Source organism: Bacillus sp. V2I10 (genome assembly GCF_030817055.1).
In the GTDB taxonomy this organism is placed as follows: Bacteria; Bacillota; Bacilli; order Bacillales; family Bacillaceae; genus Bacillus_P.
The window spans coordinates 127,710-152,652 of sequence record NZ_JAUSYV010000002.1 but is presented as its reverse complement, the minus strand read 5'-3'; the positions used below and the strand labels follow the sequence as shown (position 1 = coordinate 152,652).

16 protein-coding genes, 2 pseudogenes and 1 riboswitch are annotated in these 24,943 nt (G+C 34.8%); of the genes and pseudogenes, 14 read left to right on the top strand and 4 right to left on the bottom strand.

All coding sequences use genetic code 11. The annotated features are described in order from the left end of the window. Positions 1-11 precede the first annotated feature (11 nt). Together QFZ72_RS27995 and QFZ72_RS29705 are read left to right on the top strand one after the other, a co-directional pair. A complete protein-coding gene (locus tag QFZ72_RS27995; protein WP_307440307.1) occupies positions 12-1,517 on the top strand; it encodes a tripartite tricarboxylate transporter permease in 1,506 nt (501 codons plus the stop codon). A gap of 991 nt (positions 1,518-2,508) precedes the next feature. Beyond that, positions 2,509-2,825, top strand: a pseudogene (locus QFZ72_RS29705) (JAB domain-containing protein). A 186-nt stretch (positions 2,826-3,011) separates the two neighbouring features. Here QFZ72_RS29705 and dapA read toward each other — a convergent pair. Continuing rightward, the gene (gene dapA / locus QFZ72_RS27980; protein WP_307440659.1) at positions 3,012-3,899 is read right to left on the bottom strand and encodes a 4-hydroxy-tetrahydrodipicolinate synthase; all 888 of its coding nucleotides are present in this window, start codon (positions 3,897-3,899) and stop codon (positions 3,012-3,014) included. A 133-nt stretch (positions 3,900-4,032) separates the two neighbouring features. Further along, a riboswitch (Lysine riboswitch) is annotated at positions 4,033-4,211 on the bottom strand. 374 nt (positions 4,212-4,585) lie between these two features. On the opposite strand from dapA, the gene QFZ72_RS27975 reads away from it, so the two are divergent. The 3 genes from QFZ72_RS27975 to QFZ72_RS27965 all read left to right on the top strand — a co-directional run bounded on the left by QFZ72_RS27975 (position 4,586) and on the right by QFZ72_RS27965 (position 6,783). Beyond that, a complete protein-coding gene (locus QFZ72_RS27975; protein WP_307440303.1) occupies positions 4,586-4,750 on the top strand; it encodes a hypothetical protein in 165 nt (54 codons plus the stop codon). Positions 4,751-4,784: 34 nt separating this feature from the next. Then, positions 4,785-5,174, top strand: a complete 390-nt coding sequence (locus QFZ72_RS27970; RefSeq protein ID WP_307440302.1) for a VOC family protein — start codon at positions 4,785-4,787, stop codon at positions 5,172-5,174. Between the two features lie 1,066 nt (positions 5,175-6,240). Beyond that, a complete protein-coding gene (locus tag QFZ72_RS27965; protein WP_307440300.1) occupies positions 6,241-6,783 on the top strand; it encodes a PepSY-associated TM helix domain-containing protein in 543 nt (180 codons plus the stop codon). A 282-nt stretch (positions 6,784-7,065) separates the two neighbouring features. Here QFZ72_RS27965 and QFZ72_RS27960 read toward each other — a convergent pair whose 3' ends face one another. Beyond that, the gene (locus tag QFZ72_RS27960; RefSeq protein ID WP_307440298.1) at positions 7,066-8,181 is read right to left on the bottom strand and encodes a GerAB/ArcD/ProY family transporter; all 1,116 of its coding nucleotides are present in this window, start codon (positions 8,179-8,181) and stop codon (positions 7,066-7,068) included. Positions 8,182-8,709: 528 nt separating this feature from the next. On the opposite strand from QFZ72_RS27960, the gene fbp reads away from it, so the two are divergent. From fbp to QFZ72_RS27930, 6 genes and pseudogenes are all read left to right on the top strand, one after another. Then, on the top strand, positions 8,710-10,638 hold the full coding sequence (gene fbp / locus QFZ72_RS27955; protein WP_307440297.1) for a fructose-1,6-bisphosphatase: 1,929 nt from the start codon (positions 8,710-8,712) through the stop codon (positions 10,636-10,638). A 1,312-nt stretch (positions 10,639-11,950) separates the two neighbouring features. Beyond that, a complete protein-coding gene (locus tag QFZ72_RS27950) occupies positions 11,951-12,571 on the top strand; it encodes a recombinase family protein (protein ID WP_307440295.1) in 621 nt (206 codons plus the stop codon). Positions 12,572-12,893: 322 nt separating this feature from the next. Continuing rightward, positions 12,894-13,430: pseudogene (locus tag QFZ72_RS27945) on the top strand (recombinase family protein); the annotation flags it as partial. Between the two features lie 508 nt (positions 13,431-13,938). After that, positions 13,939-16,734 carry a TrlF family AAA-like ATPase gene (locus QFZ72_RS27940; protein ID WP_307440293.1) on the top strand — a complete coding sequence of 932 codons (2,796 nt, stop codon included), beginning with the start codon at positions 13,939-13,941 and terminating at the stop codon, positions 16,732-16,734. A gap of 43 nt (positions 16,735-16,777) precedes the next feature. After that, entirely contained in the window at positions 16,778-17,875 is a 1,098-nt protein-coding gene (locus QFZ72_RS27935; protein ID WP_307440291.1) for a putative phage abortive infection protein, read from the top strand. 306 nt (positions 17,876-18,181) lie between these two features. Beyond that, the gene (locus QFZ72_RS27930) at positions 18,182-18,877 is read left to right on the top strand and encodes a YjjG family noncanonical pyrimidine nucleotidase (RefSeq protein WP_307440289.1); all 696 of its coding nucleotides are present in this window, start codon (positions 18,182-18,184) and stop codon (positions 18,875-18,877) included. A 302-nt stretch (positions 18,878-19,179) separates the two neighbouring features. Here QFZ72_RS27930 and QFZ72_RS27925 read toward each other — a convergent pair whose 3' ends face one another. Next, a complete protein-coding gene (locus QFZ72_RS27925; RefSeq protein ID WP_307440287.1) occupies positions 19,180-19,794 on the bottom strand; it encodes a TetR/AcrR family transcriptional regulator in 615 nt (204 codons plus the stop codon). 208 nt (positions 19,795-20,002) lie between these two features. Here QFZ72_RS27925 and kynU point away from each other — a divergent pair, with 208 nt between their 5' ends. From kynU to ald, 3 genes are all read left to right on the top strand, one after another. Then, positions 20,003-21,289 carry a kynureninase gene (kynU, locus tag QFZ72_RS27920; protein WP_307440657.1) on the top strand — a complete coding sequence of 429 codons (1,287 nt, stop codon included), beginning with the start codon at positions 20,003-20,005 and terminating at the stop codon, positions 21,287-21,289. A gap of 89 nt (positions 21,290-21,378) precedes the next feature. Further along, complete coding sequence (locus QFZ72_RS27915; RefSeq protein WP_307440284.1) at positions 21,379-22,767, top strand: amino acid permease; 1,389 nt, start codon at positions 21,379-21,381, stop codon at positions 22,765-22,767. Positions 22,768-22,817: 50 nt separating this feature from the next. Next, positions 22,818-23,951, top strand: coding sequence for an alanine dehydrogenase (gene ald, locus QFZ72_RS27910; RefSeq protein WP_307440283.1), 1,134 nt, complete (start codon positions 22,818-22,820; stop codon positions 23,949-23,951). A gap of 354 nt (positions 23,952-24,305) precedes the next feature. Here ald and QFZ72_RS27905 read toward each other — a convergent pair whose 3' ends face one another. Further along, positions 24,306-24,605, bottom strand: coding sequence for a YolD-like family protein (locus QFZ72_RS27905; protein WP_307440281.1), 300 nt, complete (start codon positions 24,603-24,605; stop codon positions 24,306-24,308). Positions 24,606-24,943: the final 338 nt, after the last annotated feature.

The window sequence follows — 24,943 nt, the reverse complement described above, 5'->3', positions numbered from 1 at the left end:
GGGGGGAAAGGGTGGATACATTTCAGTTATTGATGTCAGGATTTGAAACAGCTTTATCTTGGCAAAATATAATGTTTTGTTTAATAGGTGTTTCAGTTGGAATGCTTGTAGGTATATTGCCTGGATTGGGACCAAGTGCAGGAACTGCGATTCTAATACCAATGACATTTGCAATGGATCCCATTTCAGCCATTATCATGTTGTCAGGAATATTTTATGGTTCAATGTATGGAGGAACGATTACAACTGTTCTTGTGAACGTACCAGGGGAAGCAGCCTCCGTTATAACAAGTCTTGACGGTTATCCAATGGCCAAAAGGGGCCGTGCAGGTGTGGCGCTTGGGATTTCAGCAATTGGCTCATTCGTTGGTGGAGTAGTTGCCATAATTGGGGTGGCATTTATAGCGCCTCATCTCGTTAAATTTGCACTCTCTTTTGGACCTCCAGAATATTTTGCTTTAATTTTATTCGGTATGACCATGGTAGTAGGGCTTGCAGGGAAATCTATTATTCGTGGCATCATAGCAGTTTTAATCGGATTAGTCTTAGCCATGTTTGGAATTGCCCCAAGCTCTGGTGATATGAGATTTACATTTGGAACACCTTTTCTGATAGACGGATTTGACTTTGTAACAATCGCGATGGGGCTTTTTGGTCTATCTGAAATCTTATTAGGTCTAGAACAACAGATGAAAAAGCCTGAAAAGCCACCTATGGTCAAAGGTTTACTTCCAAGTCGGGAAGAAATCCGTCCCTCTGTTATGTCCATAGGGAGAGGAACAGTTTTAGGGTTTTTCTTGGGTCTAATTCCTGGAATAAGTTCTGTTGTTCCGTCTTTGTTATCATATTCAATGGAGAAAAGATTAGCGAAAGATTCATCACGTTTTGGTAAGGGAGCTATTGAGGGTGTTGCAGGACCGGAAACAGCAAATAATGCTTTTACAGCTGGTGCGTTAATCCCGTTATTTTTATTAGGAATTCCTAGTTCAGCAACAATGGCTGTATTACTAGGAGCATTTGTTTTACATGGTTTACAGCCAGGTCCAACGTTGTTTGTTCGTCATGCTGATTTTGTTTGGGCAGTTATAGCAAGTATGTTTATTGGTAATCTGCTTTTATTGTTCATGAATTTGCCTCTGGCCAAATTCTGGGCGAAAATAGCAAGTGTTCCATTCAAAATGCTTTTCCCTATTATCATCGCAGTTTCTATAGTTGGTACATACTCTATCAGCAATAGTCTTTGGGATGTTGGCGGGTTACTAGTTTTTGGTTTATTAGGCTATTTTTTAAAAAAGGCCGAAATTCCAGTTGCCCCTATTGCATTAGTATTTATATTAGGAAAAATGATGGAAGAATCACTGCTTCAGACATTAGGATTATATAAAGGCAATTTCTTAGAAATTTTCTCACGTCCTATATCCGGAACGCTAATGGTACTTTCTCTTTTAGCAATAGCTCTTAGTACTTTTGCTGGATATAAAAATAAAAAGAATCACTTTGAGGATGTCGAAGTATAGAATAAAAATTAACCGACATCTAGCGTATAATTATGTCTTTCGTTGGCAGGGCCCCTATAAGGGATGTGCTAACCATTTAACTCTTTTCAAACACTTTATTAAAAAATATAAAGCGATCATAATGAACACTTTTACGAACGTTTTATATAAAAGTTAGTATGAACTTTTATTGAACTGACTGGATATCCCTCTACATTGATTACAAGGTAGCATTTAGGCTGACTATTTTATTCAAGATTAAAGGTTTTTCTTTTTAAATGTAATTCCAGAGCATCCTTAAAGCGGCTGCACGACAGACTGATCAGAAAGGAAATAGCGACTTTTTGTCATTCTGTAAGTGTCGCTTCGGCATTAAATGAACCGATAACAATAGTCTGTATGGTCTTCTCCTACATTCTGTAAGTTCCTGTTTCATTTGCCGGATGCCGCCATACCGAACGAGCCGGAAACTGTACAGTTCAAAAGATTCCAAGATAAAAGAATAAAGATCAAAAGGAAAGCAGCCATTTATGGCTGCTTTTTATTATGCTTTTTCCTTTTGAATCCGAATCGTAAAACAGCGCAAGCCGGCTACATTTCTATCCGGCAGGTACCCGAACCTTTCCGGCTGGAAACGAAGACGTCTAGCCAATCGGTCAAGGGGCATAAAACTTTTTTAAAGTCGCCAGTAGCATAAAAAACTTTTGTGCTTAAACCGCCCTTGACCAGTCGTCTATGCGAGTTTTTCGGTCTCCTTGCAAAAGGGAAAAATCATCCCCCTTTGGGGAACATCAGCGCCTCGGCTTTAAAATGGATAACGCAAAATTAAAAAGTAAAGGAGGAAAGGAAACAACCTTTAAAACACTCAAGAAACAAAGAAAAAGCAAAATCCAAAATCAAAATTACAAAGGAGAATGAGGAATGACTTTAGAATCTATCTTTGAAGTTGTACGAATCAGATAGGAAATCAGGGAAGCAAAAAGATTTTGCCGCATACAAAATAACTTCCCCAATGGATGCAGAGAAGCTAGCGGCATCCTATATTGCAGATGAGGACAGAGAGGTATTTCTTGTCATGATGCTTAATACAAAAAATGAGGTTATAGGGCTACACCGGGCACACGTGGGAAGTTTAAATGAAGTGTTGTTCATCCAAGAGAGGTGATGAAATCCGCTATTTTAAACAACGCGGCCTCTATTATCGTCAGTCATCAGCATCCCTCTGGCGACCCAACACCAAGCAAAGAAGATATAGAAGTTACAAGGAGAATTGCTGAGGCGGGGAAGACCCTAGGAATATCACTTCTTTCCATTAATTGTAACCCATAAAGAAAACCATATAAGTTTGAAAGAAAAAGGCTATCTTTAAGAAAGACAAAGGGGCGTTGCCCCTTTGTTTATATAATATTAGAGTTTTTAGATTGTGAATTTGATAAATCTAAAAACAACTGTAAAGGGCTCAGTTCTAGGGCATCCAGATTCAGGATGAATAAGTGAATGCCAGTTTGTGTTCCCTTAAGCAAGTACTTCTATATTAATAGGTTGCAGGACTCTTTGCAGAGTTCTTTTTTCTTCATTGTTTAAAGGGACCAATGGTAAGCGGACATCTCCTACATTTATCCCTTTCATATTCAATACAGCTTTTACCGGTGATGGGTTTGGTGCAGTAAATAATGCTTTCATTATTGGGAGAAGGTTACGATGTGCAGAAGAAGCTTTACGGACATCACCATTTTTAAAGAAATTGATCATTTCTTGCATTTCATTGCCAATGATGTGTGAGGAAACCGAAACAATTCCTGTTCCACCGATGGCTAAAACCGGAAGAGTTAACCCATCATCGCCGCTGTATAACGTAAAATCACTATGTGTTTTGCTAATGATTTGTGTCATGGTATCTAAGTTGCCACTTGCTTCTTTTACTGCCACAATATTGTTTATCTTTGAGAGATTAACAATTGTCTCTACTGACATGTTTACAGCACTTCGTCCTGGGATATTATAAAGCATTACCGGCAATAGGGTTGATTGGGCAATTGCTTTAAAGTGCTGAAATAATCCTTCTTGAGAAGGCTTGTTATAATACGGAGTAACGAGCATAATCCCATCCACTCCTGCTTCTTCTGCTTGCCTAGTTAAGCTGATAGACGCTTTCGTATTATTTGAGCCAGTACCAGCTATAACTGGTACTCTTCCAGCGACAGCTTCTACCACAATTTTGAATAAATCCACTTTCTCTTCTGCTGTTAATGTAGGAGACTCTCCAGTTGTACCAGCTATAACTAATCCATCAGAACCATTAGTGACTAAATAATTAACTAAATTTCTCGCAGCGTTAAAATCAACCTCGCCATTACGATCAAATGGGGTAACCATTGCTGTTAAAACTTGCCCAAAATTCATAACTTCACACCCTTTAATATTATTATTTAAAATATAGATGTTGTTAGAGCCATTCAAAAGGAAACGCAAAAAAGCAACAACGAGGGATTCGCTGTTGCAGTAGGAACAAAATTTATCAAAAGTCGTTACCATTGCATAAGATAGCCCTCCATATAGTTTCCTATATGACAGTCCCGCATTTATTCAATAACAGAACCAGCTTTAAGAACATGAGATTCTTTCCACTTCGGCAAATTCCCCTTTCCACAATAGTCATTGGACCTCATTATCCTCGCATTGTGTACTAATGGTTTTTGCTCCTCTATCTTCTCTTCAAAATTTATAGAAGGGAAAATTATTTAATTGATACTAATATAACAAAATATTCTTACTACTTCAAGTCGGATTTGAAATTTTTCAAAATACATGAATGATCGGTAACATTTTAGCGATTGAGCAAAGCTAAAAGATGTCGAAGTAATAGAATAAAAATCAATGTTTTTCAACTGATTAATAGTTGTATAAACTAATCTCACCCAATGAAAGCAACATCATCATTTTTGATAAACAAAGTGGAGATTATTGGAGAAAGTTTATTGAAGTAGGTGAAGGACCTACTAAATGGGAAAAACAACCATCTCCATTCTCTACAACAACAAACTAAATTCGATTTTAGCAAAGCCAATCTTGAACTAAGGGGGCGTTACTTGAAGATCCGGGAGCCATCTTTAGGTGGCTTTTTTCTTGTTAAACTAAATGGGCAGTTAGTTGAAGAAGGATTATTGATTCTATTTACCGAATTGTTTAAATTAACCGATCAAGCTCCAGATGCGGTGCGAGGGGTCATCTTAGCCACAAAACGACTAAGGTAAAAAAAAATTAGTTGAAATGAAAGAAGTGAAGGTTTTGATTAAATATAAATGCCTCCATCATGTAAGTCTAACTGTGACAGATTTGGAAAGAGCAAAAAAATTCTATGGTAAAACTTTATGTTTAAAAGAAATACAGCGTCCTGATTTTGATTTTTCAGGTGCCTGGTATGAAATAGAGGGACATCAACTACACTTAATAGTCGATCCCTCTTCACAGACGATTCGTGAGGATAAAAGCCTATCCAGCAGAGAAGGTCACTTTGCCCTTAGAGTCGAGAACTACTATGACACTCTTAAATGGTTAAAACAGAATGAAGTTGAAATCCTTGAAAAACCATACGGAAAAAGTGGATTCGCACAAATTTTCTGTGCCGACCCAGATGGTAATTTGATTGAACTAAATGTTAATCAAAAAGATCTATAAGTAGGATGTATGCATTGAATTTAAAGTTTTTATACGAGATAAGAGATAAGGAGTTATAGGTATCCTTTTAATATCAAAAAAATTAAATCATTTTACGAATAGGGTGAAACTTAGAGAAGAACAGTTCCTTATAGAATTAAGAGTGCTAAAAAAATGAGTTTACCCTTGACCCTTTAGTTACTATAGGGTTTATTATTTGTTACAAAACTAGTATATATCTTAACTAGCTATAAAGGATTTGGCGCTCTTTAAAAAAGAAAAAAGAACAATTAAATCGTATTGAAGAAAAGTTGGACTCGTTACAAAAAAAGAATTAATAATATTAATGGACTATCCTTATTGGAACGTCTTTTTCAATTAAAGGGCGCTTTAGTTAAAGAAGACACTCAACAAAATGATGATAATTTCTTTTTACACACATAATGATATTGCAAAGATGTGATGTTTGAATAGAATGTCACGTTTCTATTTCAATTAATTTTCAAAATGATAAGTTAACAATGTGAACTATGTTGTTTTTAACTTTGTAATATACAACAACATATATATTATTATTATTATATATGTTGTTATTGTTGCTCGTTTTAACGTATAAATTAACTGGATGTTTTCTGTTTCACATGTTCAAAAGAAATTATTTACACTATTGGAGCATTAATTGGACCTGAGACAAAGATATTTCATTAACTAGCTCACAGACTTATAAAGAAAATAAACATGAAAACTCATCTCCCATAAATGCAATTAGGCAGTATAATATATACGACCTAACCATTGAGATCTCCCTATGGAGGGCTTGTTTATTTTGCTTTTCTATATGGAGGTATACCAAATCATGGACGCTTCGTTTGTAGCATAAGGTCTATTTCATTTTGACATCAACAATATCAAAAAAATGAAGTTAGTTCAAAAAGGAAATAGAAGATAGATGTTTTGGTTTAGGAAATTCGATGTTTGCACCAGAACCAACTTTCAATATGGAAAGAAGGTTAATGGAATCAACAACGGCTTCGGAATTGATGGGTGATGTTTAATTGAAAAGAAAGACAAGGAGTGTGATGGGAAATTGTCGAAAACTTTAAGCTTGTATCAATTTAGCCGAAAAGTACATAAATGGGCTGGACTGATTTTATCGGTTGTTTTTATGTTTATCGCTGTAACAGGACTTTTGCTAGTGTATTATATTCCACTTGGATTAGGTACTGATTTAAAGACAGGGGTTAAAGCAGATCCTAGTAAATCGATACCTATTGAAAAGGTTATCTCCATTACGACTTCTCAGGAACTTCCAGGTATAAAATCGGTTGAAGATATCTTTAGAATAGAATTAAGCCCAGGTTCAAATGTATTCCGTGTTCGCTTAGAAAACAATCAAGAAGTTCAAATTGATGCGAGCACTGGGAAAGTTTTATCAACAAAGCCAGATTACTCAGGCTTTCTCATTTCTTTACATGATGGATCTACTTTTGGCAATCTGTATAGATACAGTGCTCTAACAATGGCAGGTTTATCCCTAATTCTGCTATCATTTTCAGGGTATTATATGATTGGCTTTCCGCTTTATAAGCGTCTAATGGCGAGAAAAAACGCAAAAAATTTGGAAATTTAGCAACAAGACTAAAGATTTTGTGCACAGAACCCTACATAATTCTATTGCCGTTATTTTCCATTGCTTTACAAACCCAAATTAATGGAATGCAGGTGAGTTTCATTGAAAGTCTGCCTGTACTCCTCCTTTACAATTTCTTGACATTCTTTTTGTCACAATTGATCTAAAACATGCCAACTTATATAAGGTGTAGTAAAGACAAAACTCTGATTTTTAAAACTAAAGAAGGTTAGTAAGAAAAAACGCAATAAAAAATTGAACATATTTAAGAATCGATTTTAATTAAGATTTTAGATTTTGTAGGTTTTCTTTAAGAATGTTTTTTCTAAATACAGCTGCACCTAGTAATAATAATGGGAGGAATATACCAATCGTAAAGCCATAAGGTACCCAACTTGTCGATTCGAATTTTTGCATATAAGTTATATCTGGATACATTAATAAGGAAAAAGGAACTAAAGTCAACCCTAATGGAAGGACAATTGGTTTGTAATCATGTAACTTCAACATCTGTGCAAGGCCTAGGACTGTTCCATAAAAATATATAGTCATCTTGATATAGATCGTGATAAACCATATTATGGCCATGATAGCTTCTGTCCGTTGAAAAAAGTCCCCGATATTAATTTTTTGTGCTAAAACGTAGCTTGGATACATTTCAATAGAAGTGATGTAATCCCCCAAAACCAAAATACTTATCACAATTATGATGTCAAGTATAATCGCCCCGATAAAAACCCCCATTATAAACGCTTTTCTACCTTGTTTGGTTTGATTTAGGTGAGAGGGAAAAATCATTAATAAAGTAATAGGCATCAGAAAAGTGTTACTAAAAAAGAGAATTCCACCCCGCATGATAGGCTTAATCCCTACCTCAAATACGGGCAGAATGTTCTGAAATTCAAACTGAGGGCTAATGAAGATGAATAAAATCATTAAAAGTAATATTACTATAGGGAAAACTACTTCTGCAAAACGAGCGAAGGTTTCGATTCCAAGGTAAACTCCCAGAACTAAAATGCTTAAATAAAGAATAATTGGGAATACCATCGGGGTATCAGGCATCATTTGTGTTGTCAAGAAATTCCCTACATAGAATAGTAATGCAGCAGTACTATAATAGAAAAAGGAAATAAAAATGATAGCAGCTATGGTACCTAACCATTTACCAAGAAGTTTCATGCACATTTCGATTAAAGTTAATTGAGGGACAATACTACCTAAAGCACTAAATAACCATATGAATAATAAACCAATGCCTGTAGAGAGTATTGCCGTAATCCATGCATCTTGCTTTGCTTCAGCTGCTATACTTGCCGGGTAAACTAATATGGAAGTTCCAACTGTAAATAAGATCACTATTATTATAAATTGTCGTACTGATATTTTGGCCTTCAATAATTCGTTCACCCCTGGATGAGACTTTCCCACTTTTTAACAATTTTGTCCATTCTTTCCCTCGCATAATCATTGAGCAGCCGACTAAAAGATGTTCTTAAAATTTTGATTTAATTAACCCTCTTCTTTTTGAAGAAAAATAAAATACTTATACGTATAAAATGAGGACTCTTTTTTCCTATGAGACTGGGCGGCAGCACGACATACTATACTTGGAAATTTTAAGAATAAGAAAGCCAGATCTTTATGGGAGTATTTACGCTATTTTGATGTGAAGTTGTGTAGTGACGAATGACAAAATGTCATATTTGTCATTTTTTGAAAGTGCGTACTTCTTTTTCTTTTGACTATCGGTCATAATGACATAATGAATGCATAAGATCAGATTCCATTAGGAATTATATACCTCTTTCAAATAAATACAATCTTTGCACCAGAACCCTTAAGTTTATCTTATAATATAAGTATTTAATTTCAATCTAGTAGAAGAAAAAATAAATGGTGAATTTTGAAAGGGGATACATAGTTTTGAACGCAAAATATTTAGACTTACTTGCCCAGAAATATGATTGTGAAGAAAAAGTGGTAACTGAAATTATTAATCTTGAAGCCATTCTTAATTTACCAAAGGGGACAGAACATTTTGTCAGTGATTTACACGGGGAGTATCAAGCCTTTCAACATGTGTTAAGAAATGGTTCGGGGAGAGTAAAAGAGAAAATAAGAGACCTTTTTAACGGTGGATTATACGAAAAAGAAATTATTGAATTGGCGACAATAGTTTATTATCCTGAAGAAAAATTACAGATAATTAGGAATAATTTTGACAATGAACAAGAATTAAACCAATGGTATAAAGTAATCATTGATCGTATGATTAAGCTTATTTCTTATGCCTCCTCCAAATATACACGCTCGAAATTACGGAAAGCATTGCCTAATCAGTTTGCCTATATTATAGAAGAGCTGCTATACAAAACAGATGAATCCGCAAATAAAGAACAGTATTACACAAAAATTGTCCAGCAAATTATTTCCCTTGGACAGGCTGATAAGCTTATTACTGGTCTTGCTTACAGCACTCAGAGATTGGTTGTGGATCATCTTCATGTCGTAGGGGATATTTATGATCGCGGACCCGAACCTGATAAAATCATGGAAACTCTAATCAATTATCATTCGGTTGATATTCAGTGGGGAAATCATGATGTACTATGGCTAGGTGCCTTTGCTGGTTCAAAGGTTTGTCTCGCTAATATTATTCGTATCAGTGCTCGCTACGACAATTTGGATATTATTGAAGATGTGTATGGAATCAATCTTAGACCACTTCTTAATCTTGCGGAGAAATATTATAAGGACAATCCAGCCTTTCGACCAAAGAGACATTCAGATAAAAAACTATCTGATCATGAACAATTACAAATTACTAAAATTCATCAAGCCATTGCCATGATTCAGTTCAAACTTGAAATGCCGATCATAAAGAGACGACCGAACTTTAATATGTCAGAAAGGCTTTTGCTAGAGAAAATTGATTATGACAAAAATGAAATAACGATTCATGGGAAGACGTACCTACTAGAAAATACTTGCTTTGCAACGGTTAATCCAGAACAATCACATCAATTATCAGAGGAAGAAGAGCAAGTGATGGACAAATTGTTATTTTCTGTCCAACATTCGGAAAAGCTGGCCAGACATATGAATTTTCTTATGAAGAAAGGCAGTCTTTATTTAAAATATAACGGGAACCTATTATTACATGGTTGTATTCCTTTAGATGAAAAAGGAAATATGGAAAAAATGGAGATTGAAAACAAAACCTATGCAGGTCGTGATTTACTTGATATTTTTGAACATTATTTACGACATGCATTTGCACATCCTGAAGAGACAGATGATCTTTCGACAGATATGGTCTGGTATTTATGGACAGGAGAATATTCATCACTCTTTGGGAAAAGAGAAATGACAACCTTTGAACGGTATTTCATTAAAGATAAGGAAACTCATAAAGAGAGAAAGAACCCATACTACTATTTACGTGAACAAGAGGAAACCTGCCGCAAAATCCTAACAGAATTTGATCTTAATCCTGATCAAGGTCATATCATAAATGGCCATACTCCTGTTAAAGAAATTGAGGGAGAAAATCCAATTAAGGCAGATGGAAAGATGATAGTCATTGATGGAGGCTTTTCCAAGGCTTATCAATCAAAAACAGGTATTGCCGGATACACGTTATTATATAATTCCTACGGTATGCAACTCGTCGCACATAAACATTTTAATTCAAAAGAAGATGTTCTCCTAAATGGAACAGATGTATTATCAGTAAAAAGATTGGTGGATAAAGAACTAGAGAGAAAAAAGGTGATAGAAACGAATGTTGGAGAGGAATTATTACAGGAAATCTCTATTTTGAATAGTCTGAGGGAATATCGCTATAGCTAAAGTTTTAGTGAATGGTACAGTAGGTAACTTAAGGTTCACAGAAGGTGATGTAACAGGTAATACCACGCTAAACCAACACAATCAAGAGAGTGAAGCCCTGCAGGTGATTGTTAAGGAATCCGGAAAAGGGTGCTTCAATATTACCGTTATTTTCAATTGTCGCAATCATTATTATTGTTTCATCTTGTACACAATAGCATTGGCTATTTACTTGGGTACTTTGCAGGGAAGTTAACAAAGTTACCTGAGCAGGATTGTCGTACAAACGCAATTGAGGTTGGAATTCAAAATTCAGGTCTTGGAGTCACATGAGCAGTCACTCACTTATCACCGCTTGCAGCCTTACCAAGTGCTTTTGCTTCTGCATGGCAGGTTGTGACAGGTACATTCTTAGTTCAGTTCTGGAGTACCCGTGCACCATATGATGAAGAAGTGACAAGAGCGGCCTACCCGCGGGGGTGGTGTAAATCATGATGCTTGAGTTGAATAAAGAGGAAGTCAAAAGATAAAATACAAAGAACAAGAAATAGAGCAAAAGAAAAAGGAGCAAAGTATTACACTCCTTTCCAATTCCGAAATATGGAAAATACCTGGAACGTATCCTCTTGATGAATATTTTAACATATGGGCGGGCCGTTGCCTTAATCAGATATGCACGGTTTGATAAGTCATGTGCAGTTTGATAAGACACGTACAGTTTAATAAGTCATGTGCAGTTTGATTAACATGTACGATTTGATAAGTCATGTACAGTATTGATAATACACGTACGGATTATAAGTCATGTGTAGTTTGATAAACATGTATGATTTGATAAGTCATGTACAGTTTGATAAGTCATGTACAGTTTAATAAGACACGTACAGTTTGATAAGACACGTACAGTTTGATAAGACACGTACAGTTTAATAAGTAATGTGCAGTTTGATAAGACACGTACGGATTATAAGTCATGTGTAGTTTGATAAACATGTGCGATTTAATAAGTCATGTACAGTTTGATAAGTCATGTACAGTTTGATAAGACACGTACCGTTTAATAAAGTATGTACGGTTTAATAAGTCACATACGGTTTGATAAGGGGAAGCTTCGAGAGAGGTTTCCCTACTTTTGTGTTTTTGATTTTTATGATTTGTTATTTAAGACGTTCGTAAAAGTACACTTTTCCGAACGGGGTATTTTTTTATTATTTCATTTCTTTTTTTCGTCCGTTTAAGTATGAAATTATTATTCGAACGTTCTCTATTTTGCATACACTTTTCCGAACGAATTTGATAGAATTAGAGAAAAAAAAGGGAAGAGGAGTAAAAAATGGATGTTAGAAAATTTGGTTATATACGAGTAAGCAGCAAAGATCAAAATGAAGGACGTCAACTTCAAGCCATGATGGAAAATGGTCTTAATGAACGAGATATCTTTTTGGATAAACAAAGTGGGAAAAATTTCAATAGAGAGCAATATCAGTTGCTAAAACGGATGATCCGAAAAGGAGATATTCTTTACATTCATTCCCTGGATCGTTTTGGCAGGAACAAAGTAGAAATACTTCATGAATGGAATGACATTACTAAAAATATTCAAGCAGATATTGTAGTGATGGATATGCCGTTGCTTGATACCACTCAATATAAAGATAGTCTTGGTACATTTATTGCTGACTTGGTTTTACAGATACTTTCCTGGATGGCTCAGGAAGAACGAGATCGTATTCGAAAACGGCAGCGTGAGGGAATAGATGTTGCTTTAAAGAATGGTGTAACGTTTGGGCGGCCAAAAATACAGGCTACAGACAATTTTATTGAAATCTATACCAGATGGAAGGCCGGAGAGATGACAGCTGTAAAAGCTATGGAAGAATTAGGTGTTAAAAAGACGACCTTTTATAAGTTGGTTAATGAACATGAAAAAGGCTTTAATAAGTTCACTATATAATAGTAGAAACTCGGCATAAATATATAACTAATTTTCATTACTAAGCTCCTTGTGTCTATAAATCAATAATCTTTTATACTTCAAATTACAGACTATCTTTTAGACTGATTTCTACTAATAAATTTATTAATAATAAATTAAAAACATAAATGTCTAGAAGTTACAACTTTTATACAAATCTTATTTGGATATAATTGGAATATTTAAGAAAGGATATGAATTATTCACCTATATAACAAATGTTTCCAATAGACACTTCTAATAAATTTTAGAAAGTACACTTTAGGAGGAATAGGAAGGAAAGAAGAAAAAGGAAAATAAAATGGAGGTTCGTAGATTGGAATACATAAGAGTTAGTAGCAAAGATCAAAATGAAGGAAGCCAACTTCAAGCAATGCTGGGAATTGGTCTCAACAAACGAGATATCTTTCTAGATAAATAAAGTGGTAAAAGTTTCAATCGAGAACAATATCAGTTTCTAAAACGGATGATCAGGAAAGGAGATATTCTCTACATTCATTCTTTGGATCATTTTGGTCGGAACAATGAAGAGATCCTCCAGAAGTGGAATAACATTACTAAGAATATTGAAGTAGACATTATAGTGATGGATATGCCTTTGTTGGTCACCACTTAATATAAAGATAGTCTTCCTACAGTCATTGCTGATCTAGTCCTACAGATTCAGATTCTATCTTGGATGGCGCAAGAAGACCGAGATCGTATTCGAAAACGGCAGCGTGAAGGAATAGATGTTCCTTTACAAATCGGTGTAGTACTTGGACGGCCAAAAGTACAGGCTACAAAAGAATTCAATTTCGTGTATGGTCGTTGGAAAGCAAGGAAGATGACACAGCTGTAAGCAATAAGAGAAATGGGTGTTAAAAAGACTACTTTCTATAAGTTGGTTAAGGATTTGAAAACACTAATAAACAGTCTACTAAATAATAGTAGAAACTCGTCAAATATTTAAGGTTTAGTGTTTTGTAATCAAAAAAAGGAGGAAAAGGCCTCCTTTTTTATTCTTTAATATATGGCTTTTATAATCAAAATCTTGAGAGAAGTAAAATTCGGATTAATATATGAAACTAACTATAAAAAATTCTTAATCATAAACGATAATAATTATATCTTTTATTTTTGAGATAAAAGGATAAATGAAAATATGTGTGGTAAAATTTTGTAAACAATACAATTTTTATTCAATTCGCAAAATAGGTAGATTTTAATTGGGATATTATAGAATATACATTACATAGGTCAAATTACTTGAGAGTTGGTCTTTCAAGTATAAGTGAATCTTAAATCCTTGTAGGTATATTCAGTATTCAGAGGGTGAAATATCTTTCAAGATAAGGAGTAATAAAATGGAACAATTACTTAATTCTCAAGGTTCTTATTGGAGTAAATGGGATTTACATATTCATTCACCAGAGTCTGTTTTAAGTAGTAATTTTGGTGGGGATTGGATTAGATATATAAAAACTTTAGAAAAACTTAAAGATATAAGTGTTATTGGGATTACTGACTATTTTTCTATAAAAGGATATAAGAAAGTTAAGCAGTTCAAAGAGGAAGGGAAATTACAAAATCTTGATTTAGTTCTACCTAATATAGAGCTAAGGCTTAATACGACTACCTTTAAAGGTAGAGCAATAAATATACATATAATCTTTTCATCAGAAGTTGATAATTTTATAGAAAAGTTTTTTTTAGAAGAGTTAGAGTTTGAATATAATGGTAATCATTATAGGTGTACCGAAGAAGACTTAATTTCATTAGGTGAAATTTTTTGTGATAAATTCTCGAAGCAAAAGGCCCTGTATGAAGGAATGAAACAATTTAAAGTATCATTAGATAATTTAAAAAAAGTACTACGAAAACATGAACAAAAATTCAAGGACAAGTATATTGTTGTTATTCCTAATAGTAATGTTGATGGGAATTCGGGAAATAAAGATGATTCATTTAAAGCCACAAGAAGAGAATTGTATCGTTTTTCTCATGCGATTTTTAGTGCAAATGAATCAGATCGTTCTTTCTTTTTAGGAGAAAGAAATTTTGAGGAAACCATAAAACAATGTGGAAAAATAATGCCTTGCTTTCATGGTTCGGATGCCCATGATTTCGAGAAAATAGGAAAACCTGATCAAAACAGGTTTACATGGATAAAAGCAGAGCCTGTATTTGAAGGGTTAATTCAGGTACTCCATGAACCTAAAGAGCGTGTTGTTATCCAAGAAGAACACCCGGATAAAAAAAACGACTATGACGTAATTACAACAGTAAAATTTAACGACTCAGCAGAATTTATTGATAGAGATATTAAGTTGAATTCAGGGTTAAATACAATAATTGGTGGGAAGTCTTCGGGGAAATCTCTATTGTTATATAAAATCGCTCAATCTGTATCTAAAGAAGAAATTCAATTACGAGAAAACGATACAATTGATGGAAAAACATTATGGAGTAATTCTTATAAGGGGACTTTTATAGAAGGTGTAGATTTTGAAGTTAAATGGAGAAATGGCCAAACAAGTAATTTTTTAGAATCACGCCAAAATGGCCAGATTACATATATTCCTCAGATGTATATTAATGCTCTTTCTGAAGATACTGCAAACAGTGTATTACAAAAAAAGATAAGAGAAATTATTCTTCAAGATAATGAGAGTAAGGAATATTGGCAAGTTAAAGGAGCAGAAGGAGTAAAATTAAAACATGAATTAAGCAACCATATAATTGAGTTATTTGATCAATTTGAAAAAAAAGAGCAATTTATAAGTGATATTAAAAGGTACGGGGATAAAGAAGCTATAGAAAAAGAAAAAGTAAAGCTAGAACAAACTTTACTAATTAAAATTGCTAATGCAAATCTCACATCTGAAGAAGAAAAGAAGATTCAAGAATGTGACTTAAAAAAGGTAGATATTAATAACAAAATTAATAATGTAATAATAAATAAAGAGAGTGATAAAAAGCTGACAAATGAATTATCAGTTTTATTTGAGCTAATCAATTTAAAGATCAAAACTATTAAAGACCATTACAATTTACAATTAGAAGTATTAGATGAATTGCATTTGGCTATTAATGCTGCATTTGTACAAGCACAAACTAAAGTTGAAAAAAGTATAAATATTCACGTTTCAAATTTAGAGTCTGAAAATAAAAAGCTAGAGAGTATAGATGATTTGCTTACACCATTATTGGAAAAAATGAGAGGGATTTCAGCTATAAACGGAATAAAAAGTAAGATTGATGAACAACAGGAGTACCTAATAGGTATTGAGAGGTTAGAAAAGGAGATAAATGAGATAGAAAATAAAGTTTATGCTACACAAAATAGAATATTTGAAGTGTTTAAAAAAATGTATAACTTAAAAAAGGAAATTAAAAACTATTTCAATACAAAAGCATATTTTAAAGATTTGAAATTGACAACTTATGTAGGTTTTGATCAGGTGAGTTTTAATCAAGCATTTTTGTCGATATTCGTGAGAAGAGGAAAAATGACCAATTTATTTCCTGATTATGAAACTAAAAATATTTTTAATGAAAATGATGATTTTATATTTTCTGAAGAAACTTTTATAGAGAAAGTTCAGTACTTATTTGAAGTTGCTCTTACAATGGATAAAGTAAAATATAAGAAAGGATATTCAAAGCAAAAAGCAATTGAAGAACTTTTAAGTTCTAATTATACAAACATAATATTTGATTTAGAAAAAGATGGAGATAGATTATCAGAAATGTCACCAGGAAAAAGAGGATTGGTCCTTATAGAACTATTTTTAGATATGAGTAATGAGACACATCCAATCTTAATTGATCAACCGGAAGACAATTTAGATAATAGGACGATATCAACTGATTTAGTTAAGTTTGTTAAAGAAAAGAGTCAACAGAGACAAATAATAATTGTAACCCATAATGCAAATTTAGTTGTTTTAACTGATTCAGAAAACGTTATAGTAGCGAATCAAGACAATTTATTAACAGAAAATGATACTAAACGTTTTGAATATATTAATGGAGCTTTAGAGTGTGATTTTAATATAAACAATAAAATTTCTGGTAGAGGTATAAAATCACATGTATGTGAGATCTTAGAAGGGGGTAAGGAAGCATTCGAAAAAAGAGAACGTAAATACGGATTTTAAATGCAAGAATTGCATAAAGACCTTGGTTTGAGGTGGGAAGAGTTTGAGAAATAAAGTATCGTATTTAAAAAGTAAGTTAACAGAGCTTTCTATTTGGAGTTTAACATTCTTAGGAATTATTCTCATTATTACAGCAACAGTTATGCCATTTAAAGTAAGAGAATATTATAAGCCCCGTATAGAAGAGTATAAAAACCTAGCTGATATAGGAGCAGTAGGAGACTTTATAGGTGGAACAACTGTTGCTTTTTTAACAGCAGCAAGTGTAGTCTTATTATTGGCTACAATTATTATGCAGCGTAAAGAAATAAAAATTAGTCAACAGAGCATTTTAGAATTAGTGAAGCAAACTGAGGCATCAGTCAAACAAGCAGATGAATCTAGAAAAGAAACTCAAATAACAAATGAAACAATGAAAAGGCAACAATTTGAAACAACTTTTTTTAATATGATTACCTTACATCAAAATGTTGTAGATAAATTAAGTTTAAAAGATACTCAAGGGAATAAGGTTATTAAAAAATGTCTCGAAGCGTTTTCGGATTATTATTTTGAGAATGCAAATTCAGAATTTAAAAAGATGTATTTAACTGATGATTTTGATGAAATTGTTGATTTAATTGGTTACTTACAAAGACAATCAGTTTCTGGAATGGAATCCGTTCAATTAAATAGTAAAAAAGAAGTGTTAAAAGTTTTCGAAGAACTCGATTTTAGAGATGTATTAAACCTTCAAAATGAAAAAAGAATGATAAAAGATTTTTTTAATTATGCTTACAATAAACCTCAAGAGGATCTAATCCGTTTAGCCTATTATCAATTCGATTTAAATTATGATAGCATTCTAGGGGGCTATTTTAATAGCATCTCTACAATTCTGAAATTTTTGCATGAGAGTCAATTTGAAAGTGAAGACAGACAAAATAATACCCAAAACAATAAAATATACAGAGAAGTTTTATTCTCGCAGTTTTCTCCACATGAACTGATGATGATTTATTATTATGCTAAATATTTACCATTTAATGATTGGTTGCTAATAGAATTAAAGACTTATAATTTGTTCTATCCACGTTTAGGGGAGACACTGTATTTATTCTGGTCTGTTGATAAAAAGCATATTGAAGAATTATCAATATAACTAGTTAACATAATACAGATTATAAGCAGCAAATATGTTTTTACAAGAGCAGTGAGAACTGCTCTTTTTGATTGTTGAAAAGTCTGATGTCAGCTGCTGCTGTTGAATGACAATAAGATGTTTCATTACAAATATAATCGTTACATTAAAACGCCAGTCATGTTATTCGATTAAAGGGCCATATTATGGAATAAGGCTTATTGAACTAAGAGGGAGGATAGTTGCACAAAGCTTCCTATCTATACAGTATAATATGGATATATTTAAGTGTCCAAATTAGGTCGGTAATGATAAATGGAGGTAGCTATGAAATACGAAATCATATTGTTCGATGTTGATGATACATTGTTCGACTTCAGTATGTCGGAAAAAAAGGCACTACATAAAGCTTTTGTAGAGTTCGGGTTGCCTACGGGATTGGTGGATTATGAAGCCAATTACAAAGAGATTAGCAAGGTATTATGGAGAGATTTGGAACAGGGGCTTACTAATTTATCAGAACTGGGAGTAGAGAGATTTAGGAGGTTGTTCCTTGCGCATGAGCTTGAAATCAATGCAGATACGTTCAGCAGTGTTTATCTTGGATATTTGGGCAATGAAACACATCTTGTACAGGGAGCCGTAGAATTATGTGATAATCTTACCGGTTGTCGGCTTGCCATTATAACAAACGGATTCACGGATGTGCAGACATCACGAATCGGGAGCTCTCCTCTCTGTAATACTTTTGAGCATATTATTATTTCTGAAGAAGCTGGATTCCAGAAGCCCGAAAAGGGTATTTTCGATTACGCGTTTTCCAAGCTACAGATTACAGATAAAGCTAAAGTGTTGATCGTGGGCGATTCTTTGACCTCCGATATTCAGGGGGGGATAAATTACGGGATTGACACCTGCTGGTTCAATCCGCATCTTAAGGAAAACAATATAGGAATTAAGCCGACGTTTGAAATCCGTGAGCTGACGGATCTTATAAAGATTGTAGGTAAGATGGATAGTTGAGAGATTTTAAGCGAACCGTTCAAGAGGTTGCATAGTTGCTTCGATATTTCTATTTCCTTGTTGAACGCGGGCTATAATTTAATAAGCACGAGCCGGCTTCAACAGCCTAAATAATATTAATTATCTTCCACAAACGGGCGCGATTGTGGAACAACATAGGTAGAAAATGATCAAACTTTTTTATGAAAAACAAACTGAAAATTGCTGGAAAAGAATCTATTTTGATCAATCTTTTTTTAAAAAATGGATTCTTTTTATTTATCGTAAAATATGGGTTTGTCAGGTATTTGTGGTGGTACCCCTTATATATACAGTCCTTTGACGTAAACAGACGTGATCGTTTTAGCGACCTCTTCAACAGAACCATGATGTTCGTTCCGGACAATTTCCCATAGGTACATTTCATTTGTGAAAAACCAGCCTCGTGTCACAATCTCATGATTTAATTCTGCTCGGGCTAATCCCTTTTGTTGTGCATAGGCAACGTCCATTGAAATACGCTGAATAAATTTTTCGCGAATCGCTTTCCATTTGTCTGAAACTAAAGAAGAAACCCTAATTGCCTGTTCAAAGACTTGCATCATATCCCTCTCGGCTTCTGCCATTAATAAAAAAGCATTCGCTTGTTTGCTAATGATTGCCTCTGCGTCTTGTTTTGATTTTGGCAGGAAGGAGATCTCGGCAATTTCATAAAATCGCTCCATGACATCCTCCATCAATACAATTAAAAGATCTTCTTTTCCTTCAAAATGAACATAGGCAGTTCCGTATCCGATGTTTGCTTTTTTAATCATTTGCGAAATCGTTGCTTTTTGAAAACCTTCTTGAAGAAAAACTTCCTTTGCTGCTTCTAATAATTTTTGCCGTGTCATCATCGAGCGTAAATGTCGTTTATCCACTACTTTATTTTGATTCATTTCTATTCCTCCACTACTCATTATCTCTAGAATAAATGGATTTCTATAAAAATGGAAGGGATGTCTTAAGATGTTAATAAAATAATACTCTGAAAAAATAATATTGACATCATGTCATATTCATTGGATAATAATATTGACATGATGTCATATTCATAAAAGAAAGCGCTTTAAAATCAGTTCATTAATTGTAAAGGGGAGAATCATGATGGTTTTGAATAACTTTCAAGCAACTTTAGAATACGGGAAAGAATTGGATAAGGAAGACATTCTAAAACATTTTCGAGAAGAGTTTTATTTAAAGCCAGGAACCATTTATATGGATGGAAACTCATTGGGTCTTCTTTCGAAAAGAGCGGAAAGGACTCTCTTAGAATCCTTGGACGATTGGAAAGAATATGGAATCGATGGCTGGACACAGGGGAATCACCCATGGTTCTTTATGGCAGAGGAATTGGGCAAAAAGCTTGCGCCGTTAGTTGGAGGTTCTGCTGAGGAAGTTATTGTAACGGGTTCTACAACAGTCAATCTGCATCAGCTTGTATCTACGTTTTATAAGCCAGTAGGAACACGCACAAAAATTTTAGCGGATGAACTAACCTTTCCATCCGATATTTATGCTCTTCAAAGCCAGGTAAGGATTCATGGATATGATCCGGATACACATCTCATTCGTGTGAAAAGCCGCGATGGCCGCTTTTTAGAAGAGGATGATATTATCGATGCGATGGACGAGACAATCGCCTTAATCGTCTTGCCGACTGTCTTTTATCGCAGTGGTCAAATATTAGACATTAAACGGTTAACCGAAGAAGCACATAAAAGAGGTATTTTAATCGGCTTTGACGGTTGCCACTCAGTTGGTTCGATGCCGCATTCCTTCAGTGAATGGGATGTTGATTTTGCGTTTTGGTGCAATTATAAACATTTAAACGGCGGACCTGGTGGTGTTGGAGGCTTATTTGTCAATCGTAAGCATTTTGGAAAGATGCCTGGACTCGCTGGATGGTTTAGTTCTGATAAAGAAAAGCAATTCGATATGGAGCATACATTAACACCAGCTCATTCAGCAGGAGCGTTCCAAATTGGAACACCTCATGTGTTAAGCGTTGCCCCTTTGATTGGTTCTTTAGAAATTTTTACAGAAGCAGGTATTGAAAATATCCGCCAAAAATCACTTAAAATTAATCAATATTTAATAGATTTAATTGACAATGAATTAGCAGATATGGGCTTTGTCATTGGAACTCCAAGAGAAGATGTACGTCGCGGCGGGCATGTGAGCCTTGAACATAAAGAAGCAGCACGAATTTGTAAGTCATTGAAGGAAAACGGTATTATTCCGGATTTTAGAGCACCTAACATCATTCGACTTGCACCTGTTGCCCTTTATACCTCCTACGAGGAAGTTTGGCAAGTGGTTCAAATTCTTAAAAAGATCATGACGGAAAAAGAGTATGAGAAGTTTAACAATGAACGTGAAGTGGTGGCTTAATGTGAAAATCTATTAGAGGGGTTCTTTCTCTAATAGTAGTTAAGGAATGGTCGGACAAAGCCTTATGGTTAAAGAAGGGGATGAAATAGATGAAGAATAATAGCGTAGAGGGATTAAAACGAGAATTAACAACAAGTCAGCTTTCAATGATCGCGATGGGGATGGCGATTGGAACGGGGTTATTCCTTGGAAGTGGACTAGCCATTGGGACTGCAGGACCTAGTGTATTGCTCAGCTATACAATAGGGGCGTTCATCGTTTTATTATTAATGGGATGTTTGGCAGAAATGACGGTTGCCCATCCAACTTCGGGATCTTTTGGAACGATTGCTGATAAATATCTTCATCCCATGGCAGGCTTTCTTGTCCGATATTCATATTGGATTGCTCAAGTTCTTGCTATTGGTGTTGAAATAAGTGCGATCGCAATCTATATGAAATACTGGTTTCCAGGAGTCCCGGGGATTGTTTGGATCATCATTTTTGCAACAGCCCTCATTTATGTAAACGCTACCAGTGTGAATGCATTTGCAACATTTGAGTATTGGTTCTCGATGATAAAGGTTAGTGCCATTGTTGCTTTTATACTTCTTGGAGCGTATGTGCTGTTTGGAACTTCTGGTCATGAAAATGTAGGTGCTAAAAACCTAGTTGATCATGGAGGTTTTCTGCCATTTGGTTTAAAGGGTATGTGGATTGCCGTCTTTATTTCTCTTTTTAGCTTTTTGGGTACAGAATTGGTAGCGATTACGGCAGGTGAAGCAAAAGAGCCGGATGTAGCTGTACCGAAAGCATTGAAAGCAACTGTATTTCGATTGTCTGCTTTTTATGTGTTGACTATGGCGATCATGTTGATGATTGTGCCATGGCAATCGGCAGGAATTGAAGAAAGCCCGTTTGTAAAAGTAATGGAAATCTTAAATATACCTGGTGCTTCTGGAGTGATGAATTTTATTGTAATAACAGCAGCTTTATCATCGATGAACGGACAGCTGTATGCTTCATCACGAACCATGTATTCATTATCAAGTGAAAAGTTTGCACCAGCCATTCTAGGCAAACTTAATAAAAAAGGTGTTCCAACAGCTGCTCTTACCGTTTCAACAATGGGAATTGTGCTTGCTACTGCTGTAAATGCGCTCCTGCCTGAATCATCCTATGCATTTATGATAGGGATTTCCATGTTTGGTTCCCTTTTTACCTGGTTAATGATCTTCATTTCTCATTTATTTTTCCGAAGAAAATGGGAGAAAATAGGCGGGCGCAAATTACCGGTAAGAATGATTGGCTTTCCCTATTTAACGATATTGGGAGGACTTCTCTTACTAAGTTTAATGATCACAGCCTGGTTTACTGATTTCAAAATTATGCTCCAATTTGGTATCCCTTGGCTGCTGTTTTTATCAATTGCTTATTTTGTGATGAAAAAAAAGAATCCACAGAAATCTTATGTTTCGCAGGATGAAAAGGCTGTTTAGACAGTATAGAGATCATTTGAAAAAAGATTGATTAAAGGAGAGATCATAACATGATCATCGGTATACCTAAAGAAATTAAAAATAACGAAAACCGTGTTGCTTTAACTCCAGCTGGAGTCGTTTCATTCGTAAATGCCGGGCATAAAGTATTAGTTGAGAAAAACGCTGGTGCGGGCAGTGGTTTTGCAAATGAAGATTACTTAAATACTGGGGCAGAAATTATTGAAGATGTGACAGAGGTATGGGCTAAATCAGATATGATTATGAAAGTGAAAGAGCCGCTTCCAAGTGAGTATGGTTATTTCCGTGAAGGCTTAATTTTATTCACTTATTTACATTTGGCCGCTGAACTTGCTTTAGCTCAGGCGCTTAGAGAAAAGAGAGTTCTTGCCATTGCCTATGAAACCGTTTCAGTAAATCACTCTTTACCGCTGCTTACTCCAATGAGTGAGGTTGCTGGCCGGATGGCAGCACAAATCGGCGCACAATTTTTACAAAAATCAAACGGTGGTAAAGGAATTCTCCTGGCAGGTGTTCCGGGTGTGAACCGTGGGAAAGTGACCATTATCGGCGGCGGTATCGTGGGTATGAACGCAGCGAAAATGGCAGTTGGATTAGGTGCTGATGTAACGATTATCGATTTAAGTGCTGATCGGTTACGTCAATTGGATGATATTTTTGGCAATCAAATTAAAACACTCATATCCAACCCATTCAATATCGCAGAGGCAGTAGCAGAAGCTGACCTTTTAGTTGGTGCTGTCTTAATTCCAGGTGCAAAAGCTCCTAAACTGGTAACAGAAGAAATGGTAAAGACGATGAAACCTGGTTCTGTTGTCGTTGATGTGGCCATTGACCAAGGTGGTATCGTTGAAACGATCGATCATATTACAACACATGACAATCCAACCTATGAAAAGCATGGAGTCGTTCATTACGCTGTAGCCAACATGCCTGGTGCGGTTCCAAGAACCTCTACCATTGCGTTAACGAACGTTACCCTTCCATATGCATTACAGATGGCAAACAAAGGTGTATATAAAGCAATCGCTGAAAACGAAGCATTAAAACTTGGAGTAAACACAGCAAATGGTGAAATTACGTTTGAAGCAGTTGCCAAAGACCTTTGTTACAACTATGTAAGAGTCGAAGATGCTTTAGAAAAAGGAATGGTTGCACTATAAAGCTATGATTACTAAGGTTATATGAATTGAAATAGAATGTAAAAGGTATAGTTCCCCAGATTCTGAGGAATTATACTTTTTTTTCTATAAGTTCATTACCAACAGATTGGGACTGGATATTACAATATGAAGAGGCAATGAATCGAAAAGACTTTAGGGAAGCATTTACTAGTTTCGTAAGAGGATCAAGTCATAGTCCTTTGGCACGGATGCCAAACTGGTATGCAAAATTCATCTTACGTATGGTAATAAGTGAAAATCATTGTCTCGAAATAAAAGAATTATTGCCAACAAATTTATATGAACATAAAGAAGTTCGACGCTTAGTGTCTACTTACAACAATTATCAGATAATCAATGCAAATGTATTATTAATTTCTGGGGAGAAGAGTCCGGAAACAGTACACCAAATGATTCAAGTATTAAATCAAACAATTCCACAAACACAAACATTAATCCTTTCCATGTGACGATTTCCAGTAAGATCTTTTCTTGCAGGCTTTCTGATAGAAGTCGTTCCAAGTCTTCAATTTGTCCCTCGTCTAACAGCGGTCTAGCTGTTTTTAGATATTCCTCTTCCATATCCCACAGCAGCTTTAAATGTTCCGTCATAAAGAAACCTTGCCACTTCATTTTTCCCCGGTCTCTAAGCATGGGATCATCGCCACCTTTCAATCAATTCATTGTACAAACATACGTTCTGTTTTAACGAGACGTAAATATTGGATGCTGAAATTAAATAATCTTCTATATTGAGGAGGGGAGTCTTTAGGCTGTCAATTTTTCAGGAAAGAAGGTACAGAGCCATTTTTGGAGGAAATGATGACGTCCGGTTCATCGATCAAGGGAAATTCATTCTGAATTCTTTTCAATGTAAGAAAAACTATAAAAAAACACGTTCTTACAACCTCAATTCTAAAAAAGAAGGTTTTCCAATTAACAAGCAGAAGAATATTATTATGAAAAATTATTAAGGATCAATTGAATGTCTT

What these genes read in the sequence shown, in the direction of transcription:
- ald (WP_307440283.1), top strand. Translation starts at nt 22,818, where the DNA reads ATGATCATCGGTATACCTAAAGAAATTAAAAATAACGAAAACCGTGTT.
- QFZ72_RS27940 (WP_307440293.1), top strand. Translation starts at nt 13,939, where the DNA reads ATGGAACAATTACTTAATTCTCAAGGTTCTTATTGGAGTAAATGGGAT.
- QFZ72_RS27905 (WP_307440281.1), bottom strand. Translation starts at nt 24,605, where the DNA reads ATGCTTAGAGACCGGGGAAAAATGAAGTGGCAAGGTTTCTTTATGACG.
- QFZ72_RS27950 (WP_307440295.1), top strand. Translation starts at nt 11,951, where the DNA reads ATGGATGTTAGAAAATTTGGTTATATACGAGTAAGCAGCAAAGATCAA.
- QFZ72_RS27930 (WP_307440289.1), top strand. Translation starts at nt 18,182, where the DNA reads ATGAAATACGAAATCATATTGTTCGATGTTGATGATACATTGTTCGAC.
- QFZ72_RS27925 (WP_307440287.1), bottom strand. Translation starts at nt 19,794, where the DNA reads ATGAATCAAAATAAAGTAGTGGATAAACGACATTTACGCTCGATGATG.
- QFZ72_RS27915 (WP_307440284.1), top strand. Translation starts at nt 21,379, where the DNA reads ATGAAGAATAATAGCGTAGAGGGATTAAAACGAGAATTAACAACAAGT.
- kynU (WP_307440657.1), top strand. Translation starts at nt 20,003, where the DNA reads ATGGTTTTGAATAACTTTCAAGCAACTTTAGAATACGGGAAAGAATTG.
- dapA (WP_307440659.1), bottom strand. Translation starts at nt 3,899, where the DNA reads ATGAATTTTGGGCAAGTTTTAACAGCAATGGTTACCCCATTTGATCGT.